Below are 1760 nucleotides of genomic sequence, written 5' to 3' on the forward strand. Positions count from 1 at the left end.
TCGCGCGCGGTCCGCACCCGCCTCCGGGCGCCGCCACCCGCGCCCACCCCTCCCCCAGGTGCCGTCGCGTTCCGGGTTCCACGCCGACCGGCCTCGCACCCACCCCCTCTTCAGGGCGCCGCCACCCTTCACGCCGACCGGCCTCCCCCGTTCGGCCCATCCCCGCCCGCACCCCGGCGTCCGGCACGCCATCGTCGTAAGGACGGTGAACCGGGACAGGAGGGGGCGTTCGGGATGCGGAGGGTGCGGTGGTGGTGGGTCGGGGGTGGGGGGCTGGTCGTGGTGACGGCCGTGGTCGGGATCGCCGGGGCTGTGGTGTACGCGCGGCTCGACGGGAACATCACGCCTGATGAGGCGGCTGCGGCCGAGCTTGCCCGGTTCGAGAGGGAGCGGCCGACCGCGCTCGTCAAGGGGGCGCAGAACGTGCTGCTCATCGGGTCGGACTCGCGGGCCGGGGGCGGGAACGCGGCGTACGGGAGGGACTCGGGGACCGAGCGGGCGGACAGCATGATCCTGCTGCACCTCGCGGCGGGGAGGCGGAGCGCGACGGCCGTTTCGCTGCCCCGGGATCTCATGGTCGAGATGCCGGCCTGCCTGAGGGCCGACGGGACGCGGACCACTCCCTCGCTCGCGATGCTCAACCACGCGTTCCAGGTGGGGGGTTCGGCGTGTGCGATCCGGACCGTCGAGGAGTTGACGGGGATTCGGGTCGATCATCACGTCGTCGTCGACTTCCAGGGGTTCAAGGAGATGGTGGACGCGGTGGACGGCGTCCAGGTGTGCCTCGCGAAACCCGTGGACGACCGGGCGGCGAAGCTGCGGCTGCCGGCGGGGAGGGTGACGCTGAACGGGGAGCAGGCGCTCGGGTTCGTGCGGGCGCGCAAATCGCTGGGGGACGGGAGCGACACGGACCGGATGGACCGTCAGCAGCGTTTCCTCGCGGCGCTGGTGGACAAGGTGTGGAGCAATGGCGTGCTGCTGAATCCGGTGAAGCTGTATCCCGTGCTGGACGCGGCGACTTCGTCGGTGACGGCCGATCCGGAACTCGCGGGGCTGCGCGGGATGTACGAACTCGTCCGGGGCCTGCGTGAGATTCCCACCGATCGGGTGCAATTCCTGACGGTACCGAGAGAGTCGTACATCTATAACACCAATCGTGACCAACTCGTCCAGCCCGCGGCGGGAATGCTCTTCGAGCGGCTGCGGGCGGATCTCCCCGTCACCGTCGCCTCCGCCCCGCAGTCGTACGGCCACGGTGTGCGCACGCCTCCGGCGCCCACGTACCGGGGGAGCACGGCGGTCACACAGCGATGTGAGTAAAGCAACCGCCAAGTAGCCAAGATTTAACGAACGCCAGTTCCAGGAATTGCGCCGGATTGCCCGATGTAGGCACGTGGAATTTGTCACCGCCGTCGCTTGACACCCGGACGGGCGGATAGTGTGAGCGATCCAGTGCACCCGGCCGCGAGCTCCTTCCGGGCCGTGCACCGTAGACCGAGACCTGAGCGCCTTTACGGGGGAAATGGGCGCCGCGTGGCCCCGACGGAGGATTCGGACAACCGTGGACGCGCAAGGCCGTGGGCGGGCGGACAACATCGATCCCGCAGACCAGTGGGTGCTCAACCCGAACACCGGTGAATACGAACTGCGACTGGGTAGTCCCGCAGCGCAACCGGCGGGAACGCCGGACGCCGCTTCCGTGCCCGGACCCCGCAGAGCCGCCTCGCGCGCCTCGGCCGAAGCGCCCGCGCCGGACCGGG

1 protein-coding gene and 1 pseudogene are annotated in these 1760 nt (G+C 70.3%); both read left to right on the forward strand.

Translation table 11 applies throughout. The annotated features are described in order from the left end of the window. The first annotated feature begins 234 nt into the window (after positions 1-234). Entirely contained in the window at positions 235-1320 is a 1086-nt protein-coding gene (locus ACVNF4_RS35655) for an LCP family protein (protein WP_461806984.1), read from the forward strand. Positions 1321-1561: 241 nt separating this feature from the next. Then, positions 1562-1760: pseudogene (locus ACVNF4_RS35660) on the forward strand (LCP family protein); the annotation flags it as partial.

This window comes from Streptomyces sp. S6, from assembly GCF_054880855.1.

What these genes read in the sequence shown, in the direction of transcription:
- ACVNF4_RS35655 (WP_461806984.1), top strand. Translation starts at nt 235, where the DNA reads ATGCGGAGGGTGCGGTGGTGGTGGGTCGGGGGTGGGGGGCTGGTCGTG.